The sequence below is a fragment of the Micromonospora sp. FIMYZ51 genome, from assembly GCF_038246755.1.
GTDB lineage: Bacteria > Actinomycetota > Actinomycetes > Mycobacteriales > Micromonosporaceae > Micromonospora.
In genome coordinates this window covers 1302606-1327536 of record NZ_CP134706.1, presented here as the reverse complement: position 1 = coordinate 1327536, position 24931 = coordinate 1302606, and the positions used below count along the sequence as shown (strand labels likewise).

Here is a 24931-nt window from a genome sequence, read left to right as displayed (position 1 = left end):
CTATCCGATCGGCACGGTGGCGGTCACCGTGGCCTGGTCGATCTCGGTGGTACGGGCAGTGATCCGCAGCTCCCACTCCCCCGCCGCGGGCAGGTTGATCTCCCCGGTGGCGTGGTTGTCGGTGAGCGGCAGCAACGGTACGTCGATCGCTTCGATCCCGGCCGACGGCAGCGCCACGGTGGCCTTCCACTCCTTGATCGGCTGCGGCCGGTTGTCGGAGGTGTACGCGTAGAAGTGCACCGAGTTGTTGCCGCGCTCGGCCGGCGCCATCTCGACCTGGAGGCTGAACAGGGTGCTGGTGACCGTGGTGGTGAAGTAGCCGCTCTCGGTGGCGGACACGTCGGCGGAGGCGGTGCGGGCCGGGGTGGTCTGCACCAGGGTCGCCGACACCCCGAGCACGATCGCGGTGATCGCCAGCTCCGCCCAGATCGCCCGGCGTACCGGCGCGGGGCGGCTGGCCGCGATCCGCTTGCGGACCAGGTGACGAGAGTACGCGGCCACCCCGATCACCAGCCCGAACAGCCCGATCTTGGCGAGCACCAGTTGCCCGTACGTGCTGTTCACCAGGGCTGCCGGGGTGGCCACCTCGATCAGCGCCTGGACGATGCCGGCCAGCAGCAGTGCGGAGACCGCCAGGGCGGCCCAGCGCGACCAGATCGGCAGGATCGCGCCCAACTCCCGTTCGTCCGCCCGGGGCAGCAGGAAGACGGCGAGCATCACCAGGCCACCCAGCCAGACCGCCATGCTGCCCAGGTGCACCGCGTCCACGAGCACCGACACGGCCGGGGCGGGCGAGGCCGCCGGGTGCCCGGCCAGCGGCCAGGTGAGCAGCGCGCCCGCGCCGAGCACGCCGAGCACCACCAGGTCGGCACGGCCCACCGGGCCGGCCAGCAGGGGCCGGAGCAGGAACGCCGCCGCGGCCAGGATGCCGAGCCGGACCAGGTGCGCGGCGCCGAAGACGCTGCCGAGGACCAGCCGCAGGCCCTCGCCGGTGATGTCGAAGAGGCCACCACCGTTTGTGTACGGCACCTGCAACAGCGTCACCGCGACCGTGGCGAACGCCACCAGCCCGAGACCGGTCCAGGCCAGTCGGGCCGGGCCACGCCGGGACAGCCGGCGCGGCCAGAGGAACGCGAGCACCAACGCCGGGCCGACCAGCAGCAGCAGCCCGGCGTAGCCGACGAACTTGGCGACCTTTACCGCGTTGCTGACCACCGGGTTGGCCCGGCCGTCGTCACCGCTGTCCACCGGCGGCTCGGAGGGCGCGCCGACGGAGTAGGTGAAGGCCCCCGAGACCGGGTGGCTGTCGGCGGAGATCACCCGGTAGGTGACCAGGTACGTGCCGTTCGCGCCGGACGGGTCGACGGGGATGCTGACCACACTGTTCTTGAAGGCGGGCTCGCCCCGGTCGGCGCGGGAGCCGTCCGGCGCGATGACCCGGATCCGGTCCGGCACCTTGCGGACCGGCTCGCTGAAGGTGAGCACCACCTCGGCGGGGGCGGTGGGCACCACGGAGGAGGCGGCGGGACTGCTGCTGGAGAGCACGGCGTGGGCGCTGGCCGGACTGGCCGGGAGGAGCAGCAGGGCAAGGACGGTGACCAGCAGGCCGGCGGCGGCGGTCAGCCGGGCGAAACGGCGGCGAGGTGCGGCAGTCATGCCCGCCATGCTCGCCGAAAACACCCCCGCAACGCGAGCCATCGGTGATCGCGAATGGCTAAGATCGCCACCATCGCACGCCGAAGCGGGTGCGCGCACCGGGCCGGGGGTCATGAGCGGATAGTCGGCTGGCGGGCCGGAAAAGTTCCCAACGTGTCCCAGCCCATGGAAGGGCCGAAGGACCCTGCTGCTCCGCACGGTGCCGCGTAACCTGGGTTGTCGTGATCCCCGCCCCGCGCGACACCGCCGCCATCGACTCCGTGCCGGCCGGCGAAGGCGCACCGGAGCCCAGCGAGCCGGCCGGCGCCGAGGCCACCCGGTGGGCGTTGGCCGCCCGCGACGGCGACCGGGCCGCCCAGGCGGCGTTCGTCCGGGCCACCCAGGTCGAGGTGTGGCGGTTCGCGGCGGCCCTGGTCGATCCGGACAGCGCCGACGATCTCACCCAGGAGACGTACCTGCGGGCGTTCCGCGCGCTGCCCGCCTTCGAGGGACGCTCCAGCGCGCGTACCTGGCTGCTCGGCATCGCCCGGCGGACCTGCGCCGACCACCTGCGTACGGTGGTCCGGCGGCGGCGCCTCGACCAGCGGCTCACCGCCCACGCGCACACCGACGTGCCGCACCCCGACCCGGCCGGGCACCTCGGCGCGGCCGACCTGGTGCGTCGGCTGCCCGCCGAGCGGCGCGGGGCGTTCGTGCTGACCCAGTTGCTCGGCCTGTCGTACGCGGAGGCCGCCGCCGTGGAGAAGGTGCCGGTGGGCACGATCCGCTCCCGGGTGGCTCGGGCCCGCGCCGATCTGGTCGACTCGATCGGTGAGGCGCTGGCGGGGTGAACGGGGCCTCGCGGCGCGCGACGTCGAGGTGGGCGCGGTGGCGCCCCTGGCTCGGGCTCGCCGTTCGACTCGGGTTGGCGGCCGTCTGGCTCTACGCGGGTGCCACGAAGGTAGGCGACCTGGCCGCCTCCGGCCGGTCCGTGCACGCGTACCAGGTCATGCCGTACGACGTGGCGATGGTGGTCGGCGCGGCGCTGCCCTTCGTCGAGCTGGCGTTGGGCGTACTCCTGCTGCTCGGGCTGGCCACCCGACTGACCGCCGGGGTCTCCGCGGCGCTGCTGCTTGTCTTCATCGCGGGCATCGCCTCGGCCTGGTCCCGCGGGTTGGCGATCGACTGCGGCTGCTTCGGTACCGGCGGCGAACTGCCGGCCGGGCAGCGCCCCAGTTACCTCCCGGAGATCCTCCGGGACCTGGGCTTCCTGGCGCTGGCCGGGTTCCTGCTGATCTGGCCCCGCACGGCCGTCTCGGTGGACGGCGCGCTGACGGGCGAACCGGTGGAGGACGACGATGAGTAGTCGCAAGGGACGCAAGGACGCCGCCCGCGTGGTCCGGGAACAACTGGCCCGGGAACAACGCCGCAAGCGAACGCTGTGGATCTCACTCGGCGCGGTGGTGGTGCTGGTCATCGCCGGGCTGATCGGCTGGAGCGCCTGGTCGGGCCAGCGCGGTGGGGAGTTCACCCCGCCGCCCGGCGCCAACGATGCCGGCACCGGCATCGTGGTCGGCTCCGGGCCGGTCACCATCGACATCTACGAGGACTATCTCTGTCCCGCCTGCAAGCAGTTCGAGCAGACCAGCGGCGAGACCATCAACCAGCTGGTAAGCGAGGGCAAGGTACGGGTGGTGTACCACCCGGTCGCCTACCTGAACCGCTACTCCAGCACCGAGTACTCGACCCGGTCGTCGGCCGCGGCCGGCTGCGCCGCCGAGGGTGGCCGGTTCACCGAGTTCGGCAAGGCGCTGTTCGAGCGGCAGCCGCCCGAGGGCGGGGCCGGGCTGAGCGACGACCAGCTGATCGACATCGGCGCCGAGGTCGGGCTGGACCGGGACGCCTTCGGCAGCTGCGTCCGGGAGGGCAAGTACAAGTCGTGGACCGCGCACGTCACCGACGAGGCGAGCCGGGCCAACGTCACCGGCACGCCGACGGTCCTGGTCGACGGGGAGGCGGTGCAGGACTGGCGGCCGGAGAACATCACCGCCGCGGTGGAGGCGGCCGGCCGGTGAACCCGCTGACCCGGGCCGCACTGCTGCTCGCCGGCACGGTCTGCGCCCTGCTCGCCACCGCCGCCCCCGCCGCCGCGCACGGCGCGGACGCACCGAACGGCAGCGACTACCGCACCGAGGTCACCGGCGTGACGCCGGCCGGGCCGCAGTTGCGGGTCCGGGTGGTCGAGGCGGGGGCCCGGCTGGAGCTGACCAACACCGGCGCCGAGCCGGTCGAGGTGATCGGCTACTCGGGCGAGCCGTACCTGCGGGTCGGCCCGGACGGCGTGTTCGAGAACACCCGCTCCCCCGCGACCTACCTGAACCGGACCATCGCCGGGGACACCGTGCTGCCGGCCGAGGTCGATCCGGCCGCCGCGCCGCACTGGCGGCGGGTCGACGACGGGCCGACCGTGCGCTGGCACGACCAGCGGGCGCTGTGGCGCGAGCCGGGACCGCCCGCCCAGGTCCGCGCCGCGCCCGACCGCGAGCACCTGGTACGCGACTGGGCGGTGCCGCTGCGCGCCGCGCCGGGGCCACTGGAGATCCGGGGCACCCTGACCTGGGTACCGCCGCCGGACGCGTACGTCTGGTGGGTGGCGGTCACGCTCGGCGCGCTCGCGGTGGGTGCGGTCGGGCTGCTGCCGGCCGCCTCGATGCCGGGTCGACGGGCGCTGACCGGGCTCGGCGGGCTGTTGGCCTGCGGCGGGCTGGCGGCCGTGCTGGTCACCATCGGGCGGGTACGCGATGCCGGGGCCGAAGGGGTCGGCGGGATGCTGGCCGGGCTGCTGACCGGCCAGGCGTGGGCGCTGCTGGCCGGGCTCGGCGCGATCGCGGCCGGCTGGTGGGCGTCGACCGGCTCGTCGGCGCCGACGGCCGACGGTGCCCCGCGCCGATCCCATGTGGACTTCGTGGTGGCGCTGGCCGGGGCCTGTGTGGCGCTCTTCGCCGGGGTGGCCAACGCCGCCGCGTTCGCCCGATCCGTGCCGCCGGTGCCGTGGCCGGCGACGGCGACCCGGGTGCTGGTCGTGCTGGTCCTGGTCGCCGGGGCCGGTGCGCTCGCCGCCGCCGTCCTGCGCCTGCACGCCACCGGCCGTACGGCGGCTAGCCTCGTGGCGGCAACGAAGGACTGAACGGGTACGGCAGTTCGAGGCGGTGCCGGGCGAGCAGTTCCTGGTCACCGAGCAACTCGGCGGTCGACCCGTCGGCCACGATCCGGCCGTCGTCGAGGATCACCGAGCGGTCGCAGAGCTCGAACGCGTACGGCAGGTCGTGGGTGACCATCAGCAGGGTCACCGGCAGGGCGCGCAGGATGGTGGCGAGTTCCCGGCGGGCCGCCGGATCGAGGTTCGACGACGGCTCGTCGAGCACCAGGATCTCCGGGCGCATGGCGAGCACGGTGGCCACCGCAACCCGGCGGCGCTGCCCGAAGGAGAGATGGTGCGGGGCCCGGTCCCGGTGCTCGGTCATGCCCACCGCGGCCAGCGCCTCGTCCACCCGGGCGGCCAGTTCCGACCCGCGCAGCCCGAGGTTTGCCGGCCCGAACGCCACGTCCTCCGCGACGGTGGGCAGGAAGAGCTGGTCGTCCGGGTCCTGAAAGACGATGCCCACCCGCCGGCGGATCTCGGTCAGGGTGGCCCGGTCGGGGCGAACCGGCAGGCCACCGACGGCGATACTGCCCTCGGTGGCCGTGAGGATGCCGTTGAGGTGCAGCACGAGGGTGGTCTTGCCGGCACCGTTCGGGCCGAGCAGGGCCACCCGCTCGCCCCGGGCCACGGTCAGGTCGATCCCGCTCAGGGCGACGTGCCCGTCCGGGTAGGCGTACCGGACGCCACGCACGTCGAGGCTGGGAACGGTCGGCTGCACACCGGAAATCATGTCAGCAGGGCGGCGGTGGCGGCGACGGTGCCCGCCACGATCGGCACGGTGGCCGCGAGCAACCACTGCCCGGCCGTCGCCGCGCCGACGCCGTGCCCCACCGCCGGCATCCGGCCGGTGTAGCCGCGCGACAGCATCGCCAGGTAGACCCGCTCGCCGCGCTCGAAGGCACGCAGGAACAGCGCCCCGATGCCGGCGGCGAAGCCGCCCAACTGCCACAGGAACCGGGGATCGTCGCCCCGGGACAGTCGGGCCACCCGCATCCGCCGGGCCTCGCCGACCAGCACGTCCAGGTAGCGCAGCATGAAGGTGGCGATCTGGGTGACCGGCTGCGGGCAGCGCAGCCGGTCCAGCCCGACGATCAGGTCCCGGGTGGTGGTGGTCGCGGCCAGCAGCAGCGACGCCCAGACGCCGAGGGTGCCCTTGGCGAGTATGTTGAAGGCACCGTACAGGCCCTCCACGGAGAGGCTCATCCCGGCGACGTCCACCCGTTCGCCCGCGCCGAGAACCGGCAGCGCGAACGCGAAGAGCACGAACGGCAGTTCGATCGCCGACCGGGTCAGCAGCCAACCGGCGGACACCCGGGCCAGCGCCGCCAGCACCGCGACCAGCAGGGCGTACGCCCCGAAGGCCCAGAACGCCTCGCGCGGGGTGGCGACCACGGCGACGGTGAACGCCACCATCGCCGCGATCTTCACCTCCGGCGGTAGCCGGTGCACCGGCGAGTCGGACTCCCGGTACAGCACGTGCGGGTGGCCGGCCCCCATCCGCGCGGCTATCTCCGGCCGGTGGTGGCGCGGCTGCGGACCAGCCAGAACGCGCCGCCGGCCACGGCGAAGGTGAGCAGGACGCCAAGCACGCCGGAGAGCCCGGTGGAGAGGAACTCGTTGTCCAGGCCGGCGATGCCGTAGTCGGCCAGCGGACCGCCGATCTCGTGCTCCCGCTCCTGCTGCGCCGGGCAACTGCCGCCGGTGATCTCGCCGTCGGCATCGAAGGTGCAGCCCTCCCGCAGCGACGAGTCCAGCCCGTCGGGGTGCGCTGAGGCGAAGTTGCTCACCACGCCGGCCAGCAGCAGGGCGACGAGCAGGCCTCCGACGATGAAGCTCCACTTTCTCACCGGACACCTCCGACGGTCGGAACGGTCGCCGCCGGGGCCGGCTTCAGGGCGCGCAGCGCGTACACCAGGTCGGGTCGTACCTTCGCCACGGTGACCACCGTGGTGGCGGTGATCAGGCCCTCGCCGATGCCGATGAACAGGTGGGAAACGGCCATCGTCCCGGCCAGCCCGGTCAGGTTGCCGCCGAGGTCGGTGGTGCCGCCGAGCCAGTACTGCAACACGAAACCCATCGCCGCGACGACCACGCTTACCAGTGCGGCGACGAAGGCGGTGACGGCCAGCCCGGCGTTGCTGCGCGGCAGCACCCGCAGCAGCAGCGCGATCAGCAGGTACGCCACCGCGACGCCGATCACGGCCATGTTGGTGATGCTGAGCCCGAGCATGGCCACGCCGCCGTCGCCGAAGACGAGTGCCTGCACGACAAGCACCACCGCGATGCAGAGCGCGCCGACCCAGGGGCCGACCAGCATGGCGGCGATCGCCCCGCCGAGCAGGTGGCCGCTGACGCCGGCGGTGAAGATCGGGAAGTTGAGCATCTGCACGGCGAAGATGAACGCCGCGACCAGGCCGGCCATCGGCGCCAACCGGTCGTCCAGGTCGTGGCGACCGCGCCGGACGCAGAGCGCCATCGCCGCCAGCGCGATCACCGCGAAGGCCGCGGCGACCGGACCGTTGATTATTCCGTTGGAGATGTGCATGGCCAGGATTTCCACGTGACCTCCCACGTGACGGCGGACCCGCGTGCGCCGGCGAGGATGAGCGTATTTCCCTTCATAGGCTGTTGCCAATACCTGGCAACAGCTGACTTGTCCCCACCGGTTGCCGGCCGGCGGCGGCAGTAGGGTGGTGCCATGACCGCACCCGTTCGCCTCTCCCCCGGTGACCCGGCCCCCGAGTTCACCCTGCCCACCGACGCCGGCGGGCAGGTCACCCTGGCCGACCTGCGCGGTCGCCGGGTGATCCTGTACGCGTACCCGGCGGCGATGACCCCCGGCTGCACCAAGCAGGCCTGCGACTTCCGCGACTCGCTCGCCTCGCTCCAGGCCGCGGGCTACGAGGTGGTGGGCATCTCGCCGGACAAGCCGGAGAAGCTGGCGAAGTTCCGCGAGCGCGACGCGATCACCTTCCCGCTCGTGGCCGACACCGACAAGGCGGTGCTCACCGCCTACGGGGCGTACGGCGAGAAGCAGTCCTACGGGCGTACCGTCACCGGCGTGATCCGCTCGACGTTCGTCATCGACGAGGACGGCAAGATCGAGCGGGCGCTCTACAACGTGAAGGCCACCGGGCACGTCGCCAAGCTCCGCCGCGACCTCGGGCTGGACTGAGCCGGCGGTCGGTGGGCGAGGCGGAGCCGGCGGTCGGCGGGCGTCGGTCGGTGGGCGAGGCGGAGCCAGCGGTCGGCCGGCGAGGCGGGCGTCGGTCAAGCCCGCCGGCTCGACACCGTCGCCGGGCGGCATAGACTCTCTGAAGCCAGCGGGAGTGGCGTAACAGGCAGCCGCGCAGGTCTTAGGAACCTGTGTCCGAGAGGACGTGGGGGTTCGAATCCCCTCTCCCGCACCGTTTGACCTGTCACCCTGGTCACGATCACGGGCGGTCGGGGGTGTCGGCCGGCAAGGATCAGCCCCGTGAGTCTGCGCTTCGTCCTCGACGCCGAACTGACCCCTGAGCTGCGTACGGCGATCGTCGCGCTCTGGGTCGACGTCACCAACGCCGGCGGCGCGGTCGGCTTCGTGGCTCCGGTCACCGCCGAGCAGGTACGCACGATCGCCGATCCGACGCTGGCCGGCATCGCGGACGGTCCGGACCGGCTGCTGCTCGGATACGACGGCGACCGCCTGGTGGCCATGGCGATCTTCACCGATCCACGGTTCCACCTGAAGCCGCACCTGCGGGTGCTGACCCGGGTGATGGTCCATCCCGACACGCAGGGGCGCGGCTTCGGCGAGGCGCTCATGCGCGAGGCCGAGCGGGTGGCCCGGGGCCTGGGGCTGGCGGCGTTGCACGTGACCGTGCGGGACGGGTTGGGGTTGGACCGGTTCTACCGGCGGCTCGGCTACCGCGAGGTGGGCCGCTGGCCCGGCGCGCTGCGGGTCGCCCCCGGCGATGACCGCGACGAGGTGCTCATGTGGCTCGATCTGACCGGCGAACCCGGCGCTCGTCGCTGATTCCGGGCCGGCCCAGCGCCCGTCGCTGATTCCGGGGCAGCCCGGCGCTCCGGGGCGGCCCGGCGCTCAGCCGCAGCCCGGGGCGGCAGGGCGCTCAGCCGCAGCCCGGGGCCGGCAGCGGGTCGGCCGCCGCCAACGCCGCACCGTCCACCGGGGCCGTTGCCGAGGGCGTGGGATCGGCGCTCGCGACCGTGCCGGACGGCGTGGGCTCGGCCGTCGCGCTGGCGCTCGGCTTCGGGCTGGGGCTCGGCTTCGGGCTGGCCGAGGACGGCCGGGGCGCCGCCGACGCCGCCGGGGCGCCGCCGTACATCCGGACCGTGCTGCGCTGGACCTTGCCGGGGGACATCCGGATGCCGGTGGCGGTGGCCCGGTGCCCCTGGGTGTCGGTGACCCGGATCTGGTACGGCCCGGGACCGGCGCCCGAGTCGATCAGCCAGTAGTTGTAGCTCTCCCGGCTGGCCGCCCGCCACCCGCCCGAGCTGCCCTGGCGCACCTCGACCGAGCGCAGCGGGTTGCCGTGCCCGGCGACCAGGACGGCGAACCAGTACTGCGACGCGCCCTCCTTGATCCGGAAGGTGAGCGGGCCGGTCAGCGGCGGGTCGGCCACCAGGCGGTAGCTGACCTTGACGATGCCCTGCACCGGGTCGGCGATCCGGGCGAACGCCTCCCGGGACAGGTCGACGTGGCCGGGGGCGCACTCCGGGCACTGGTCCATGACCAGCACGCGGATCGTGCCCTTCGGCCCGGTCACGTCGAGGTATCCGCCGCAGGCGGCACCGTCGGCGTACTCGCTCGGGCCGAGCGCGACGTAGTGCCGGTCGGCGGGGGCCGCGGGATAGGAGCAGTTCCCGCCCGCACCCTTCGAGTCGTAGAAGGTGGCCTTGCCCTGCTGCGTCTTGCCGGCGGCGGGCGGGGCGAGCAACGCACCGGCGGCGACCGGCAGCGCACTGCCGAGGCGCGGCGGGGCAGCACATGCGGGCGCGGCGCCCGAGCGCAGCGCGAGGGTGAGCCCCAGGACTGTGGCGAGCGCGGCCACGGCCCCGCCGGCCAGCCAGCGGCTCCGGTGGGAGCGCTTGGCTGCTGTCCGCGCGGCGGGGCCGTCCGTACCGTCGGTCACGTGCACTGATGCTGCCGGACCACGTCGGTGCCGGACAAGCCAGCTAAGCGAAAGCTAAGACTAGGTCAACTTCGCCTGGCACCGACCCGCACCCGGCTACCAGGCCACGCCGATGCCGTCGCCCGGGTACCAGTGGTTGGCTGGCGTCTCCCGGTACGCGAGGAACCGACGGCCGGTGGCCTCGGCGTGCTTGGCAAGCACGTTGGTGTGGGTGACGTTGTCGGTGAGCAGCATCGCTCCCGGGGCCAGCTTCGCCTCGACCGCCTCGAACTCGCGCCGCTCGTACCCTCGACTGTGGTCGCTGTCGTGCAGGAACAGGTCGACCGGCTGCTCCAGCGCGCCGATCGACTCGACCGAGTCGCCGATGACCAGGTCGATCACGTCCGACCAGGGTGCCGTGCGGGCCAGGTAACCGGCCTCGGGGTTGATGTCGATGGAGCTGACCCGGCCCGGATGGCCCTCGGCCGCGTTGCGCAGCAGGGCGGCGGCCAGTACGCAGCTGCCCAGCCCCTTGTCCACACCGGTCTCCACGATGTGCTTCGGCCGGCGGGCCCGCACGATCGCGTACCAGCCGATGCGGCGGGCGTACCGGACCTGCTTGTCGGCAAGGCCGCGACGCGCGGCGGCCGCGGTGGCCGAGGCGACGTGCCGACGCAGCTCGTCATCCGACTCGATCTCGGTCAGATAGTCCCGGACCTGCCCGACCGGCAGGTCACACACGACGCTGACGAACCAGGCGAGGTGGCTGCGGCTGAGTCGGGTCAGCTCGTAGGTGTAGTTGTGATGTTCCCGGGAGGCGACCAACCAGCGGGCGGAGACCCGCAACACCTTGGCGTCGTAACGGGCTACCGCGGCCAGGCGTTTCGGAAAGGCGGCTACAGGGGCGAGGCGCGTACGGGCCAACGCCCGACGCAACTTGACGGCGTCCACGGCGAGGTTTTACCAGACTTGAGGAAACATACGGGTAACAACCGCGAGTTGATCGGTGCACGCGGAATCCAATTTCCGCCGCAACCCCGCGCACTCCGACCTATGCCCCGAAACGTGAATGGAACCCAAGGGGGAATGCGATCAGCAGGTCGGAATCAGTAGCATCCCTCGCATGCGCCAACACCACGGGGACGGCGAGCCCGACACCTTGCTCTTCGACAGGCCGCCGGCAGAGCAGGCGGGTCGTGACAATCCGCCGGCTGCGGCACCGGCCACCGCAAGCCCGCGGCGGCGACGCCGGTGGAAGCGGATCGCGCTCGTCAGTTTCCTGGTGCTGATGCTGCTGGGTGGTGCCGGCATGGTGGCCGGCGGCCTCTACTACCGCTCCGTCGAGTCCAGCATCGAACGGGTCGACGCCTTCGAGGGTGTCCCGGAGGAGTCCCGCCCGCAGACCGTGGCGACAGGCGCCATGAACATCATGATCCTGGGCAGCGACACCCGGGACCCGGACAACACCTCCGGCTCGCGCACCGACACGATCATCCTGGCCCACCTGCCGAAGGACCGGTCGAGCGCCCAACTCATCTCGATCCCCCGCGACACCTGGGTGAGCGTGCCCAGGTCGCCGCAGGGGCGGGGCGGTCGGGACGCGAAGATCAATGCCGCGTACGCCTGGGGCGGCGTACCGCTCATGGTGCAGACGGTCGAGAAGTTCACAGGCGTCCGGATCGACCACGTGTCGATTGTCGATTTCGCCGGCTTCAAGGAAATTGTAGACGCGCTCGGCGGCATCGAGATCACCGTCGAGAAGGCGTTCACCTCGCGGCATTCGCTCAACCCGGACGGGCGGCGGGACTTCGCCGCCGGCAAGCAGACCATGGACGGTGCCGCAGCCCTGGACTACGCCCGCGAGCGGTACGCCTTCGCCGACGGCGACTTCACCCGCATCAAGCACCAGCAACAGGTCATCAAGTCCATTCTGGACACTGCCGCCTCCGGCGGCACCCTGGCCAGCCCCACCAAGCTGAACTCGTTCGTCCGGGCCACCGCCGACGCGGTGGCGGTCGACGAGTCGATGTCCCTGTTGGACCTCGGGATGGAGCTGCGCCACCTGCGCGGCGGCAACCTGACCTTCCTCACCTGCCCCACCAAGGGCACCGGCACCATCGGCACCGAGAGCGTGGTGCTTGCTGACAAGGAGAAGGCCAAGCAACTCTTCGAAGCGGTGCGCCGCGATGCGGTTCCGGAGATTCTCGCCGCCGCCAAGTAGGAACCGACCGGCTTGCGGGATACGGGGGGAGAGCGGGTCATGTCAAGCCAAGCGACAACAGGTCACAGTGCACCCGTACCAGCTCTCAGTCAACTGACGCCGCGGGTGCCGGTGGCCCGACCGGAGCCGCCGGAGCGGGACGACCCGGCGAGCGAGGCCAGCGCCACGGCGCCCGCTTCGCACCCTTCGTCCGGCCTGGACACCACGGCGGTGCTGCCCTATCCGAGGTCGCAGGCGTCTTCTCGCACGGGATGGTTGCGCTCGTGGATGCTGACGCTGCCCGTCGACATCCTTGCGCTGCTCACCCCGCTGGCGCTGAGCCAGACCTATTGGCGCGGGACGCTGGCCAATGCCGCACTCACGGTGCTCGTCTTCGCGGCCGGTGGGCTCTACCAGCCGCGCCGACACGTGAGCATCCTCGACGAGTTGCCGGCCCTCTGTGGACGGCTGCTCGCCTCGGCTGCGGTGGTGGCCATCATCGCGGCCGAACGGCATGCCTCGGTGTCGTACGTCGGCGGTTTCATGCGTGGCGTCGCACTCTCGGCCGGGCTGGTCATCCTCGGTCGCGCGTTCAGTCGCGCGTTGACCATCCAGGTGCGCCGGTGGCGGTGGGTGGAGCACAACGCGATCATCATCGGCAGCGGTCCGCTCGGGCTCGAACTGGCCCGACTGCTGCGCCGCTACCCGCAGTACGGCCTGCGTTTCGTCGGTTGTGTGGACGTACCGTCCCGCCAGGAAACGGCCGCGCTGCCGCTCAGCGGCAGCCTGGACGATCTCGAACATCTCGTGCGGTTGCTGGACTGCGAGGTTCTGATCATCGCAGACCCGGCCTGTGCCGAGATCCCACTCACCGAGGCGCTGCTGCGACCGCGCAGCTCCCGGTGCGACCTCTGGGCGGTGCCGCGACCGTGGGGCTACCGCTCGCACGGCGGATATCCGGACCACATCGGCGCCATCCCGATTGCCAAGATCGACGACCTCACCTTTTCGGGTCCCCGGTGGATCATCAAACGCGCCTCGGACATCCTGTTCGCCGCCGCCGCGCTGATCCTGCTGAGTCCGATCCTGCTGCTCTGCGCCCTCGCCACCTTCGTCGAGGGCGGCTGGGGCATCTTCTTCCACCAGGAGCGGATCGGCCGCTACGGCAAACCGTTCAAGGTCATCAAGTTCCGATCGATGCGCCCGGACAGCGAGCAGGAGTCCCAGACGAACTGGTCCATCGCGCACGACCGCCGCGTCGGTCCGATCGGCCGGTTCATGCGTCGCACCTCACTGGACGAACTACCCCAGCTGTGGAACATCCTGCGGGGTGACATGAGCGTGGTCGGCCCGCGCCCGGAACGCCCGCACTTCGTCGAGCAGTTCTCGGCCACGTACCCGAACTACGCCATGCGGCACCGGGTGCCCGTGGGTCTGACGGGCCTTGCGCAGGTCAGTGGCTTACGTGGGGACACCCCGATCTCCGACCGGGCCCGTTTCGACAACTACTACATCGAGAACTGGTCGCTCTGGTTGGACATCAAGGTGATGCTGCGCACCGTCGCGGAAGTCTTCCGCGGCGGCGGGCGCTGAAACCGGGCGGTCAGTCCGTACGGAACAACGGCAGGGGCGTCGACCGGTACCCCGCGCCGAGGTATCGGTCGGGGTCGGCGTGCAGCACCGAGGCCAGCACGGCGCCGAACACATCCCGAAAGTCCACCGTCGCCTTGAGATCGCCGTCGTCCAGGTCGGTCAGGCTCGGCTGCTCACCGAAGAAGCCGCCGTCGACCTGCGGGCCCAGAACGAACACCGGCCCCGCCGTACCGTGGTCGGTGCCCTGCGAGGCGTTCGCCCGCACCCGTCGGCCGAACTCGCTGTACACCACCACGGTGACCCGGCGACCGGCCTCCGTGCGCGCCATCCGGTCGAGAAACGCCGACAGGGCGCGGTCGAGCCGGCGGAGCAGGCTCTCCTGCCCGACCAGAGCGTGCGCGTGCGTGTCGAAGCCGTCCAGACTTACCGAGTAGACCTGGGTGGGCACGCCGGCCTCGACGCAGCTGGCCACGAGCGCCAACTGTGTCTCCAGCACGCTCCGGCTGCCCGGCCCGGTCGTCGGTAGCTCCTCCGCCGCGCCGCCCGGCCCGGCAGCGTGGTGCTGTTCGGCGCCGCGTACGAGCCGCTCCACCCGCAGCAGATCCCGGTACGTGCCGGCCGCCCGCGCCTGCATCTCGGGCTCGCCCTCCGCCACCTCCCCGAGCGCCGCGACCGATTCGACGCTGACGCCCGGTGGCAGGTCGAGTCCGCCGACGCCGACACAGGCCCCGGCGCGGGTCTCCCCCGCCAGCACCGGCGGCAGCACCGGTTCGAAGCTGACCGCCGCCTCCGGGGCGGCCTTCGTGCCGTCCAGCCACCGACCCACCCAACCGGTCGGCACCGCCGCCTGCGGTGAGGCCGTCTGCCAGATGTCCATGGATCGGAAGTGACTGCGGTCGGGCATCGGGTAGCCCACCCCCAACACCACTGCCAGTTGCTTCTCGTCCCACAGCCGCCGCAGGCCAGGAAGGGTCGGGTTCAGGCCGAGGGTGTCGTCGAGGTGCAGCACCTTCTCGGGGGCGTACGCCAACTCCGGGCGGGCGCTGTGGTAGGCGGGGTCGGTGTACGGGACGACGGTGTTCAGCCCGTCGTTGCCGCCGTAGAGCGTCACCAGCACGAGCTTGTTGGTTTGCGGTGCATCGGCCGGGGCGTCCGCCCCGGTCCGCAACAGCTCGGCCAGCCCGATCCCACCCGCTCCCGCCGCGATCGCCGCCCCGGCAGCGACGCCTGAGGCGCGGAGGAACCGTCGTCGGGTCCATGGGTCCATGGTCATGACACCAGGTACTCCGGACTCACCAGTCCGAGGATCAACAACTGCCGCTGGTCCTGGCTGTCGCGCAGCACCGCGTACGTGCGGTTGGTCCACTTCTCGACGCAGAGGAGGTACGCAAGTTCCTCCGGCGTCCGGACCGGAGCCGACACGTGGTCGGCGATCCGGCCGGCAAGACGCAGCCGGACCTGGGCCGCCGCCGAGGTCAGCCAGGTACCCCCGGCAGGCCAGCCGCCCACGTTGGGTGGGGCGAAGGGCAACTGCCCGAGATTGTCCAGATCGCGCAGGATCGCCGCGCGGGTTTCGGCGGGCAGAGCAGCCGGCCGTAGGCCCAACTGCCGCAGGGCGCCGACGAACCACTCGACCGGCTGCTTCACCAACGTGCCGGCGGTGGCGTGGAACGCCTCGTCCGAGAAGAGCACCCGGAGCATCTCCATCGCCACCGGGAACGCCTGGGCCATCTTCTCCCGCAGCGGCTCCGGAATCGGCGACGTGGACGAGCCGTAGCGGAACCAGAGACGAGAGGCGATGAAGCGGGGACACGCCTCCCGCTGCAGCAACAGTTCGACGAGACTGTGGGCGGTGAACCGCTCCGTCCGGCCGAGGATGGTCTTGTGGCCGGCGTCGTGGGCGGCCGGGTCGAACACCGAGGCGCCCCGGGTCAGGCTGAACCGCCAGCCGGTAAGCGCCCGGCCCGCCTCCTTGATGTCGTTCTCGGTGTACTGGCCATGACCGAGGACGAACAGCTCGAACAGCTCGCGGGCGAGATTCTCGTTGGGCGCCGCCTTGACGTTGAGATGACCATCCAGGTAGAGGTTCAACGCCGCGTCGACGACCATCGACCGGGCCATGGCCCGGAAGTCGGTGGCGTTCCGGAGCGCCCGGTGCTGCTTGAGCATGAGCTGTGGGCTACGCACCTTCTTGACCGAGGTGGCCCAGTGTCCGTGCCAGAAGAAGACCAGCTTCTCCAGGCACTGGTGGCTGGCCACCACCATCCGGCTCAACCACCACTGGGTGAGCTGCTCGGTCTGAATGGTCCGCAGGGCTTCCAGCTTGACCTTCTCGTCGTAGGTCAGGTCCCGCGTGCCGGCGTAGACATCGTCGCCCAGATCGGGAACCGTGGCGCTCGCCGCCCCGACGTCCGGCCCGCGGGGAGCGACCAGAGCCGCCAGCGTCGGCGCGTAGCCGGCCTGGCGCGCGGCGGCGATCTCCGCAGCCGTCGGACCGAAGCCGGCGCGCCGCAGAAGCAGGCCGGTACCGTCGCTCATGGGCCCAACCTAACTCATTACGAAACCCTCATGGGTTGCGCGATCGACGCCGTCGGTGGCGGTCCGACCGGCAGGGCGAGAACGGCAAGGGAGTACCCGAACAGGCCGACGGCCGAGCCGATCAGGTAACCGGGGGCGCCGATCACGGCGGTCAGCAGTGGTGCGGCGAGCACCGTCAGCCCGAGCATCACGTAGCGGGCCCGCAACAGCAGCGTGAACTCGCCCCGGACGAACCTGTTCAGCGAGCATCCATAGGAGAAGCCGAGGGCTGCGCGTTCCACGGCGGCGGCGATCAGCACCACACCGACCGGGATGAAGGCGAGCGCCGGCACGAGTTCCCGGCCGGCGACGACCGCCGCGCCGAGCACGGCCGCGCCGGCCGACATCAGCCCGAGGGCCAGTATCCCGTCGCGGAGGTCCTGCCGCCTGGTCGTGCCGACACCGGCCTTGCGCTGGTAGACCAGCACCCGGCGGAACGTGATCGAGACGAACGCCAGCGGTGCGAACAGCTGCTGCACGAGCCGGATCGCGCCGAGTGTGGCCGCCCCGGTTACCAGGGCGGTGATCTGGATCGCGAGCAGCGGCGTGAGGCCGACGAGGAAGGCGTCGACCGAGGCCGGACCCAGCACCCTTCGGCCGGACCGGACCCAGCCGGTCAGTCCGGCGAAGAGCGGTCGCCGGTCGGGCAGCCGTGCTGCGGCGACGAGGAACACCGCGTTCACCACGGCCCAGGACAGGCAGATCCCCAGGGGTGCGCGCCAGACGGCGAAGGTGACCATCAGGATGAGCTGCGCTGCCAGCCACGCGGCCGTCTCCACGAAGACGGACCGGGCCGCACCGGCGGCCACCCCGGCGGCACGGCCGATGTCCAGCGCGATGGCGAAGGGAATTCCCGCCGCGTACGCGGCAGCCAACTCGATCGGCGCTCCCGGGACCGCGAGCGCCGCCACCACCGCGACCACCGCGCCGGCCAGCCCGCCGAGGAACGCGACGGCCACGGATCGCCGGCAGTCGGTACGCTCCGCCACCCGCTCGGCGTGCGCGGTGCTGAGCAACGTCGCCTCGGCCAGCGCCCGTTGCAGGACGCCGCAGGTCAACTGGAAGACGAGCACGGCTGGGGCGGTGGCACCGACCGCGACCAGATCACCGCCGTACGCAAGGGAGAGACTGAGGATCAGGCTCGTGCCCATCAGGGCGAACTGGCTCAGCACGAGCGCGGGCCGGGCCCAGTTCCGCCCACGCGTACCGGCTGTCACTGCCCCTGCCCGGCGCTCACGTCGGGCCAACCGGCGAGCGCCCTGCGGGTGGCCGTGACGATGGCCGCCCGGAGCGTCGGCACGGTGCTGACGGTCGGCCGGTTCTCGCTGGCGGAGCCCGCCAGCAGCGCGCCCAGCGAGACCGCGGCCTCCTCCGGGTCCTGGAAGTCGGCGAACAAGTACTCGCCCCCGGAAACCGCTGCAGCTTCGGGTAGACCGCCCAGCGGCGAGATCAGCATCGGCCGGCCCGCACGCCCGACCTCGACGGCGACCCGGCCGAACGGTTCCATCCACCGGGACGGGATGACGACGACGTCCACCATGGCGCAGAACTGGTCGACGGGCAGGTGGCCGGGCGTATCCAGGGAGATTCCTTCGGACCGGGCGAGGTCGGTCAACGTCCGGGTGTAGTCGGCCTGTCCCTCCCCGGCGGCCAGGACGGTGACGGTCGTACCCGTGCGGCGTCGATAGGCCGCCGCGGTACGGATCGCCGCCTCGATGCCCTTCACAGGGCTGATCCGACCGATGTACCCGATGACGATCCCGGTGCCGTCCCGCCGCCGCGCGCGTACCGGTTCCTCCGAACCGACCAGCGGGTAGCCGACGATGCTCGACTCCGGGGTGACCAAGCCCGCGCGGACCAGATCGTCGCGGACGAACGCGGACACGCAGACGCTCGTCGCGGTGGGCGGGGTGGCGCTGCGCATGATGCGCGCCTTGACTCGGCATTCCCCGCAGACCGTGTGGCAGCTGCGATCACCCCGGAGCCGGGACCGGCGCCAGCAGGTGTCGCTGAGATCGTGGAAGACCCGGACGAAACGCAGGCCGCGAGCCCGCGCCCAGCGGGGCAGCCAGGGACCGGTACGCGAGATGTTCGCCGCGACGACGACATCGGGTCGGAAGTCGTGGACCCTGCGCACCAGGCGTGCCGCACTCCAGGGCAGCAGCCAGGCGCTGAGGAACTCGAGGCCCCGGCGGAACCGGGTGTCGGCGTGTACCCGCCGGGCGAGGGGACGCCGGACCGCGTGGACGCTGAGCGAACCGTCCGAGTAGGAGCGCTCCACGGCAGCCGGCACGAAGATCGCCACTTCGGCGAAGCGGGCAAGTTCCATCGTCGCCTCGCGGCCGGAGCGCTCCGCGCCACCGACATCCTCCGGCCACCACCAGTCGGCGACCACCGCGACCCGGGGCATCCGCTCACTCATGCGCGGCCTCCACCGCATCGCGGTCTGGGCCCACGCCGGACGCCTTGTCCGCCGAGACGGGAGGTCTGGTGGCGCCCCAGGCTGGACCACGCCACGCCGTGATGCCGACGACGAGCACCACGAGGGCCGCACCGACGAACGGAATCTGCGCGCCGAGCGGTCCCCGTAGCAGGCCGATCTGAAACGCCGCGAACATGATCGTGAAGGCGACCAGCAGGTCGGTGGACGCACCGGCCAGCGACCTGTCGAGGCGCTTCGCGAGCCTGCCGTAGAAGAAGAACAGCACCACCACGCCGATGAAGCTGAACTCCAGGTAGGTCTCGGCCCAGAACGGCAGGGCCAGGTTCTGGAACTCGTAGCCCCGGCTGTCCGCCACGGCGTTGCCCGCCGGGACCGCCTTGCCCTCCCAGAACGACCGGGGGACCCAGAACAGCAGCGCGGAGACGAAGTGATGGCCCCAGGTGTGGCCCGTCACGCCCGCGTGGTGCACCGCGTTCACGGTCTGCTGGAAACCGTCGAAATCCCAGGTGTAGTACGCGTCAAAGCCCCACCGCAGGTCGCTACGGGAGCGCTCGTTGCGGAACAGGTTCGCCAGCGGGTAGAGCACGGCGAGACCCAGCAGCATGCCCACCGAGAACAGGACCCGCAAGCGCTGCCGGTCGAACCGGACGATAGCGAGCCCGGCGGCGAGCATGACCCCGAACGACGCGAAACGGTTCGCGGACAGCGGATTGCTGTAGATGAGGTTGAGGACGCTGGCGAGACTGGTCGCGGCCAGCAGGACCCGCCTGCCCCGGCGGGTGTGGTTCCGGCTACGCCAGCACAGCAGACACAGCAGCAGCGCGACCGCGCTGATCGCGGCCGGGAAGGTGTTGAGCAGCCCGAGCAGCGCCAGGTCCTGCTGGCTCCTGAGCCCCGCCTCGGCGATCGCCCGCTGTAGGTCGTCCCGGCTGGAGAAGCGGACCAACAGCCCGCCGGTCATCGGCAGGCAGACCACCGCCAACACCGCCGCGAGCGTGGTCACCACCGCCGCCTTCTCGACGGTGAGCCGGGCACGTGGCGAGGTCGTCGGCCGCCGGTCGGTGTCAGGCCGGTCGGTGCCACGCCACGCCTTGCCACGCCGCGCGTTGCCGGCCCAGAAGGCGACCACCGCGAAGAGCAGAATGACCTGTGCGCTGACGTAGTGCTGGTCAAGGGGCAGGTCGGGCCAGGGCAGGCGCCGGTCCCTGATCTGAAGCAACGGCGCGAAGCCGACCCACACCGCCACGAAGGCCCAGAACGTCACCGCCACCGGGCTGAAGATCCCGGACACCGTGGTCTGGTACAGCGCCGCCAGGCAGATCGCGACCGCGCCGAGACCGAGCAGTCCGGCCACGGTCGGGCGGGGCAGCACGGTGGTGATCCCAAGGACCGCGATGACGACGATCCACGTGGCCGTCGCGGCCAGGGTCACCCTGCGCGAGCGGGACGCCGGTGGCCCGCTCGCCGGTTCGACGTCAGGAGGTTTCATCAGTGACCCACACCGCGATCTTCTCGCGGAACACCGAGGCGGAGAAGACGTCCGCGTGCCCCTGGATCCGGTCCCGGTCCAGGTCGTCGGCCTGGTGCAGCAGAGCCGCGTACGCGCGTGGGTCGTCCGAATCCACCAGAAAGCCGGTCTCGCCGTCGACCACCGTCTCCAACACCCCACCACGGCGCAGGCCGAGCACCGGGGTGCCGCAGGCCATCGCCTCCACCGGGATGATGCCGAAGTCCTCGTGGGTGGGAAAGAGCAGGCAGCTGGCACCCCAGTACAACTCGCGCAGGCGGTTCCGGGTCGGCCGGACCTCGAAGGTCACCGGCACCCGGGCCAGCGCCGCCCGCCGACGCAGGGCCTCCTCCTCCGGCCCCGAACCGGCGACGACCAGCGGCAGCCCGGCCGCGTCCGCGATTTCGATCATGAGATCGAACTTCTTGTACGGGATCCACCGCCCGACGCCCAGCAGATAGTCGCGATCCTGCCGGCGCTGCTGGTCCGGCGCGGCGCGGAAGTAGTCGACGTCGACCGGGGGATGGATGATCCGGGCGTCCCGCTTCCAGAACCGCCGGATCCGGTTGCGCACCTCCCGGGAGTTCGCGGCATAGCTGTCGACATGCCGGCTCAACCGGACATCGGCGGCGCGCAGCACGGCCCGGGGAAGCGCCAGCAGGCCGTTGGAACCGCGACCGTCATGGTCGGGACTCCACAGGTAACGAGCGGGTGAGTGGACGTAACTCAGGTAACGCGCCTGCGGGGCGGACGGCAGCTTGACGGTGTGCGCGAACGCGTGGCTCGACGAGATGACCACGTCGAAGCGTTCCCGGGTCAGGGTGCGCCAGGTCACCGGCATGAGGGGCAGCGCCGCCGCCTTCGCGCGTCGAAACGGCGTCCGGGCGAGCCAGGACTCGTGCAGGTCGAGCCCGCGCCGGGCGTCGCGGTCACGCCAGAGTACGAACCCCTTGGCCTCGGGCAGCACCTTACACAGCGAGAGGAAGACGTTCTCGGAGCCGCCCGTGGCACCGAACCACTCGTGCACCAGCGCGACCGACCTGCCGGCCAGCAGAGATGTTGGTCCATTCTGGACATTGGGCGCAAGCTCGGTGATCGCCGTTTCCTTTCCTCACCACGGAAGGCCGCCCGCCTGTTATCGCATCGCAACATGCAGCGACAAAGCCGTATCAATAAAACCGTTTACCACGGCCATGTCAATACACCGCCGCGCACACCATCCACGTCGCCTCCCCCGTCACCTGGCGATCGCCGGTAACTGCTCGTCAAGTCGCGGCGCGAGCGTCCGTACGTATGTCGCGGTGAGATGGTTGGTGTCCCGGTAAACGAGTACGTCGCCGATCACCGCCGCACAGCGGTCGGTGGGGCAGATCGCCTCGGTCAGATCGATCAGATGCACACCCTGCGCGCCCTGGGCCGCCTCGACCTGCAACGGGCCGATTCCGGCCAGGGCCTCGTCGCGCGATACCGCGCACGCGGTAAGCCGGGTCCGGTTGCCGGAGACGCAGTCCGCGATGTCGATGCGCGGCGCCGGACTGTCGCGCAGCACCACGACCGGCGCCAGCGAGCTGAGTTCGCGCCAGGTCCGGCGCATCGACTCCACCAGCGCCGTCCGGTTCTGCCGGCCGGATAGTACGCCACCGTCGGAATAAGCCGAATAGTTGAAACTGCTGGTGACGATCAGGTCGGGACGGTCCTCGGCCACCGCTCGGCGCACCGCCTGGTTCCAGGTCCGACAATCGTGGTACGGCTTGTCGCTCTCCGCCACCACGATGTCGAGGTAGGGACACGAGGACTTGGTGTAGGTGATCAGTTTCCAATTCCGCCGCTGCCCGATCGCCTGGAGGGCGGGCGCCCACTGTGCGGCGTGCGAGTCACCGATCAGGACGACGGTTGCCGTGGGCGTGGCACCCCCGTAGGTGCACCGGCGAACCCGGGTCTCCTCCTTGCTGGCGTGGCAGTCGTCGGCGTAGATGGTGGGCAGGTCGTCACGGGCTACCCGGGGGTCGGGCACGATCTGGTCAGCACGATCGACGGGAGCACCGGCCCGCTCGGCGTCGTCCACGTCGAGTGCCGCTGCCCCCTGCATGTCCCACACCGCCGGGTTGTCGCCCCGGTCCGGCGCGGTCGCGACCTGGAAGACCACCCCGCCGCACCCGGACAGCACGGTGCAGGCCAGCCCGACGGCGAGCGCGGCTCGTGGCCGTACCGACAGCTTCCGGGAATGCCAGAGCGGTCGCTCGACGAGCCGACTGGTCAGGTACGCGAGCAGGACCGCCAGGGCCACTGCGGCGGCCGGTGCGGTGAATCCCGGGTCGTCCATGCCGACGGTGAACGCCACGAGCAGCGGCCAGTGCCACAGGTAGAGGGTGTAGGAGATGCCGCCGACGAACTGCATGGGCCGCAGGCGCAGCAAGGCTACCGGACCGTACCGGTGGGTGGTCCCGGCGGCGATGACGAGCGCCGTACCGACGGTGGCGGGCACCGCCAGCAGCCCTGGAAAGGCCGACGAGGTGTCGAGCAGCATCGCCGAGCCGGCGATGGCACCGACGCCGGCCCAGCCGAGGACCGGAGCCAGGGCACCAGGCAGCCGCAGCGGCGCGAGGGCGAGCAGCGCGCCGATCGCGAGTTCCCAGACCCGTCCGGTGGTGACGAAGTAGGCGCGGCCGGGATCTGTCTCCACCAGGAACACCGACCAGGCGAAGGACGCCAGCCCCACCACGGCCACCGCGCCGAGCGCGCCGGCGCGAAAGCGCGACCCGGCCGACGCCCGCCGACGGGCCCACCAGGCGACACCGACCAGGAGCAGTGGCCAGCCCAGGTAGAACTGTTCCTCCACGGCGAGCGACCAGTAGTGCTGGACGATGCTCGGCGCCTGTTCGGCGGCGAGGTAGTCCACCGCCTGGTCGGCAAGCCGCCAGTTGACCACGTAGAAAGCACTGGTCACCACGTCCCAGGCGGTGTTACGCCAGCGGATGTCGGGCAGGAAGAGGTAGGCCAGCACCAGTGCGGCGAGCAGCACCAGCCCGGCGCTGGGCAGCAGGCGCTTCGCCCGGCGGGCGTAGAACCGGCTCAGCGACAAGCGGCCCCGTTCCCGAACCTCGGCCAGCATGCCCCGGGTGATCAGGTAACCGGAGATGACGAAGAAGACATCCACTCCGACGAAGCCGCCGGAAATCAGCGGAGCGTCCGCGTGCCAGAGCACGACCAGCAGCACGGCAAGGGCGCGCAGGCCCTCGATGTCGGCCCGGAAGGCGCTGCGCGGGCGTCCGTCGGACACCGGCTCCCAGCCGCCGCCGGGCGCGGATGGCGGCGGCACCGGTCGCGTCGACGGACGGTCACTACTGGTGCCGTACGAGGTCATCGTGTCTCCGCCGTTCCGGGCGTCGGTGCCGGCTGGTCTGCCCCCGACGCCGGGCTGGCGAGGATCGACTGGCGCAACTCCCCGGTGTCCGGCACGTCGGCCACCGCGCCGCTGGCGGATCGTTGGCGCAGGCGGGGCAGGTGACCGATGGCGGCGATGATGGCGGCTCCACCGGCTGCGGAGACCAGGTACAGCGTCCACTCTGCCGAGTTCTCGGTGGCGTCGCCGTCGCGCACCAGGCGTTCCTGCGCGCGTTCGCGGTAGCGCAGCGCCGCCGGGTGCGCGGCGTCCTGCCGTAGCACCGCGTCGAAGCGGGTTACGGCCTGCGAGTACCGGCCGAGGTAGTACTCGCCCAAGGCCGCCCGGTAGGCCCGATCGACCTCGCTGAGGCGGGCGTCGACGTTGCCCTGTTCGAGCAGCCGGCGGAGGGTGGCGGCGGTGATCAGGTCACGGATCGGCTCTCCGGCGGCGGAGCCGTCGGTGTCCAGGAGCGCGACAAGACGACCCGACTCGTTCACCACCGGGCCACCCCGAGAGTCGGGGCCGATCTGTTCGCTGACGCCGATCCGGTTGGTGCCGGTGCGTCCGATCACCTCGACCGCCCGGTTCCGCAGCCGGTAGCGTTCCGAGCCGTCGGTCGTCTCTTCCCGACCGAAGCCCATGATCAGCAGCGGGACACCGGGGCTCAGCTCGGCGGCGGTGATCTCGACCGCTGGCAGGCCGGGCCGGGCCAACTTCACCAGTGCCGCGTTGCCGTCGACCGGGTCGAGTGTCGCCGTGACGGTGGCCGCGATTGCCGGTGCCGCAGTGTTACCAGAGATCGCCGGGTCCGGCTGGCCGACCAGGGCGTGTTCGGGCGCGCTGCGGCGGCTCCGACCGGTAAAGACGGACGAGTCGAGGAGCCCGCCGACGTAGCCGTCCAGTTCCTCGGCTGCGAGGTCGTTCTGCCGCACCAGCTCCCGACCGTGCCGGTAAAGCGCGTTGACCAGCAGGACCTCCTCGCTCGGCTGGATGCACACGGTGGTGGTCACCGCGTGGCCTTCGGGACTCACCACGACGCCGCTGCACCTGCGGGTCACCACCACCGGATCCCGGCTGATCAGCCTGCCCGCCGGGTCACGGAGGTAGCCGGTGTACGTCGCCTCCAGATAGACCGCAGCGGGTGCCGCCACCGCGATGGCCGGCTCGTGCCGAACGTAGGTGGGGGCCGCCACCGCCGGGACGCCGGTCACGGCGACCACCGCGAGTACGCCGAGCAGCACGGCGGGCCTACCACAGGCCATGTCGATCTCCAGCGAA

At 71.6% G+C, this 24931-nt stretch carries 23 protein-coding genes and 1 tRNA gene; 9 read left to right on the top strand and 15 right to left on the bottom strand.

What is annotated here, in order from left to right:
• On the bottom strand, positions 1–1665 hold the full coding sequence (locus tag QQG74_RS06270) for a copper resistance protein CopC (RefSeq protein WP_341719349.1): 1665 nt from the start codon (positions 1663–1665) through the stop codon (positions 1–3).
• Between the two features lie 212 nt (positions 1666–1877).
• On the opposite strand from QQG74_RS06270, the gene QQG74_RS06265 reads away from it, so the two are divergent.
• Genes QQG74_RS06265 through QQG74_RS06250 form a run of 4 tightly spaced genes read left to right on the top strand, consistent with a single transcriptional unit; the run spans position 1878 to position 4822 of the window.
• Positions 1878–2486, top strand: coding sequence for a sigma-70 family RNA polymerase sigma factor (locus QQG74_RS06265; protein WP_341719348.1), 609 nt, complete (start codon positions 1878–1880; stop codon positions 2484–2486).
• On the top strand, positions 2483–3001 hold the full coding sequence (locus QQG74_RS06260; protein ID WP_341719347.1) for a MauE/DoxX family redox-associated membrane protein: 519 nt from the start codon (positions 2483–2485) through the stop codon (positions 2999–3001). The genes QQG74_RS06265 and QQG74_RS06260 overlap by 4 nt, the downstream gene beginning before the upstream one ends.
• Positions 2994–3710: a thioredoxin domain-containing protein gene (locus QQG74_RS06255; RefSeq protein ID WP_341719346.1), complete on the top strand. Its 717-nt coding sequence runs from the start codon at positions 2994–2996 to the stop codon at positions 3708–3710. Before QQG74_RS06260 ends, QQG74_RS06255 begins: the two co-directional genes overlap by 8 nt.
• Positions 3707–4822, top strand: a complete 1116-nt coding sequence (locus QQG74_RS06250) for a hypothetical protein (RefSeq protein ID WP_341719345.1) — start codon at positions 3707–3709, stop codon at positions 4820–4822. The genes QQG74_RS06255 and QQG74_RS06250 overlap by 4 nt, the downstream gene beginning before the upstream one ends.
• On the opposite strand, the gene QQG74_RS06245 is transcribed toward QQG74_RS06250, so the two are convergent.
• The 4 genes from QQG74_RS06245 to QQG74_RS06230 are packed head-to-tail and all read right to left on the bottom strand — an operon-like array spanning position 4794 to position 7397.
• On the bottom strand, positions 4794–5567 hold the full coding sequence (locus QQG74_RS06245; protein WP_341719344.1) for an ATP-binding cassette domain-containing protein: 774 nt from the start codon (positions 5565–5567) through the stop codon (positions 4794–4796). The two genes, QQG74_RS06250 and QQG74_RS06245, sit on opposite strands and share 29 nt — an antisense overlap.
• Positions 5564–6334 (bottom strand): cobalt ECF transporter T component CbiQ, encoded by a 771-nt coding sequence (gene cbiQ / locus QQG74_RS06240; RefSeq protein ID WP_341719343.1) that lies wholly within the window; start codon positions 6332–6334, stop codon positions 5564–5566. Before cbiQ ends, QQG74_RS06245 begins: the two co-directional genes overlap by 4 nt.
• An 8-nt stretch (positions 6335–6342) precedes the next feature.
• Complete coding sequence (locus QQG74_RS06235) at positions 6343–6684, bottom strand: PDGLE domain-containing protein (protein WP_341719342.1); 342 nt, start codon at positions 6682–6684, stop codon at positions 6343–6345.
• The gene (locus tag QQG74_RS06230; protein ID WP_341719341.1) at positions 6681–7397 is read right to left on the bottom strand and encodes an energy-coupling factor ABC transporter permease; all 717 of its coding nucleotides are present in this window, start codon (positions 7395–7397) and stop codon (positions 6681–6683) included. The genes QQG74_RS06235 and QQG74_RS06230 overlap by 4 nt, the downstream gene beginning before the upstream one ends.
• Positions 7398–7535: 138 nt before the next feature.
• On the opposite strand from QQG74_RS06230, the gene bcp reads away from it, so the two are divergent.
• From bcp to QQG74_RS06215, 3 genes are all read left to right on the top strand, one after another.
• Positions 7536–8012, top strand: coding sequence for a thioredoxin-dependent thiol peroxidase (bcp, locus tag QQG74_RS06225; RefSeq protein ID WP_341719340.1), 477 nt, complete (start codon positions 7536–7538; stop codon positions 8010–8012).
• 148 nt (positions 8013–8160) lie between these two features.
• Positions 8161–8244, top strand: a tRNA-Leu gene (locus QQG74_RS06220).
• A gap of 68 nt (positions 8245–8312) precedes the next feature.
• Positions 8313–8852 (top strand): GNAT family N-acetyltransferase, encoded by a 540-nt coding sequence (locus QQG74_RS06215; RefSeq protein WP_341719339.1) that lies wholly within the window; start codon positions 8313–8315, stop codon positions 8850–8852.
• A 94-nt stretch (positions 8853–8946) separates the two neighbouring features.
• Here the strand turns inward: QQG74_RS06215 and QQG74_RS06210 are convergent, their stop codons facing one another.
• Together QQG74_RS06210 and QQG74_RS06205 are read right to left on the bottom strand one after the other, a co-directional pair.
• Positions 8947–9969 carry an expansin EXLX1 family cellulose-binding protein gene (locus tag QQG74_RS06210; RefSeq protein ID WP_341719338.1) on the bottom strand — a complete coding sequence of 341 codons (1023 nt, stop codon included), beginning with the start codon at positions 9967–9969 and terminating at the stop codon, positions 8947–8949.
• A gap of 96 nt (positions 9970–10065) precedes the next feature.
• On the bottom strand, positions 10066–10899 hold the full coding sequence (locus tag QQG74_RS06205; protein ID WP_341719337.1) for a class I SAM-dependent methyltransferase: 834 nt from the start codon (positions 10897–10899) through the stop codon (positions 10066–10068).
• Between the two features lie 337 nt (positions 10900–11236).
• On the opposite strand from QQG74_RS06205, the gene QQG74_RS06200 reads away from it, so the two are divergent.
• Both QQG74_RS06200 and QQG74_RS06195 read left to right on the top strand, forming a co-directional pair.
• Positions 11237–12169: an LCP family protein gene (locus QQG74_RS06200; RefSeq protein WP_341721147.1), complete on the top strand. Its 933-nt coding sequence runs from the start codon at positions 11237–11239 to the stop codon at positions 12167–12169.
• Positions 12170–12436: 267 nt separating this feature from the next.
• Positions 12437–13741, top strand: a complete 1305-nt coding sequence (locus QQG74_RS06195; RefSeq protein ID WP_341719336.1) for a sugar transferase — start codon at positions 12437–12439, stop codon at positions 13739–13741.
• 10 nt (positions 13742–13751) lie between these two features.
• Here the strand turns inward: QQG74_RS06195 and QQG74_RS06190 are convergent, their stop codons facing one another.
• From QQG74_RS06190 to QQG74_RS06155, 8 genes are all read right to left on the bottom strand, one after another.
• Complete coding sequence (locus QQG74_RS06190) at positions 13752–15014, bottom strand: DUF1501 domain-containing protein (RefSeq protein ID WP_341719335.1); 1263 nt, start codon at positions 15012–15014, stop codon at positions 13752–13754.
• Positions 15011–16279: a DUF1800 family protein gene (locus tag QQG74_RS06185; RefSeq protein WP_341719334.1), complete on the bottom strand. Its 1269-nt coding sequence runs from the start codon at positions 16277–16279 to the stop codon at positions 15011–15013. The genes QQG74_RS06190 and QQG74_RS06185 overlap by 4 nt, the downstream gene beginning before the upstream one ends.
• A gap of 17 nt (positions 16280–16296) precedes the next feature.
• Positions 16297–17535, bottom strand: coding sequence for a hypothetical protein (locus QQG74_RS06180; RefSeq protein WP_341719333.1), 1239 nt, complete (start codon positions 17533–17535; stop codon positions 16297–16299).
• Positions 17532–18740, bottom strand: coding sequence for a glycosyltransferase (locus tag QQG74_RS06175; RefSeq protein WP_341719332.1), 1209 nt, complete (start codon positions 18738–18740; stop codon positions 17532–17534). The genes QQG74_RS06180 and QQG74_RS06175 overlap by 4 nt, the downstream gene beginning before the upstream one ends.
• Positions 18733–20250, bottom strand: a complete 1518-nt coding sequence (locus QQG74_RS06170) for an O-antigen polymerase (protein ID WP_341719331.1) — start codon at positions 20248–20250, stop codon at positions 18733–18735. Before QQG74_RS06170 ends, QQG74_RS06175 begins: the two co-directional genes overlap by 8 nt.
• Positions 20237–21295 carry a glycosyltransferase gene (locus tag QQG74_RS06165; RefSeq protein ID WP_341719330.1) on the bottom strand — a complete coding sequence of 353 codons (1059 nt, stop codon included), beginning with the start codon at positions 21293–21295 and terminating at the stop codon, positions 20237–20239. The genes QQG74_RS06170 and QQG74_RS06165 overlap by 14 nt, the downstream gene beginning before the upstream one ends.
• 210 nt (positions 21296–21505) lie before the next feature.
• A complete protein-coding gene (locus QQG74_RS06160) occupies positions 21506–23548 on the bottom strand; it encodes an acyltransferase family protein (protein WP_341719329.1) in 2043 nt (680 codons plus the stop codon).
• A gap of 80 nt (positions 23549–23628) precedes the next feature.
• Positions 23629–24915, bottom strand: a complete 1287-nt coding sequence (locus QQG74_RS06155) for a trypsin-like peptidase domain-containing protein (RefSeq protein WP_341719328.1) — start codon at positions 24913–24915, stop codon at positions 23629–23631.
• Positions 24916–24931: the final 16 nt, after the last annotated feature.